This window comes from Oceaniferula marina (assembly GCF_013391475.1).
GTDB lineage: Bacteria > Verrucomicrobiota > Verrucomicrobiia > Verrucomicrobiales > Akkermansiaceae > Oceaniferula > Oceaniferula marina.
Genome location: NZ_JACBAZ010000076.1, coordinates 1 through 281 on the forward strand (window position 1 = coordinate 1; position 281 = coordinate 281).

The 281-nt window shown below is 53.7% G+C and carries 1 pseudogene; it reads left to right on the forward strand.

Annotated elements, in window-relative coordinates:
• Positions 1 to 281, forward strand: a pseudogene (locus HW115_RS19575) (hypothetical protein); the annotation flags it as partial.

Consider the following 281-nt stretch of genomic DNA (forward strand, 5'->3'; position numbering starts at 1 on the left):
TTTTCAGAAAACTTGCGGCTGAAAACATCGGCAATTCCGTCAAAAAAGCAGGCATCCCGCCAGGTCTGCTCAAATCGTTACGGCTGGTCGACAGTTCCGTCTTTTCGGCCCTGCCCCGCATGGCATGGGCTCACTGGCGCCCCCATTACGGAACAAAACAATCGGCACTTCGCCTGCATATCAAGTTCAGTTTGCTTGATGAAAAGCCCTCGGGTGCACTCATCAGTCCCGCCAAAACCTGCGAACGCAAGGCTTTGGAGAAGATGATCCAACCGGGTGAG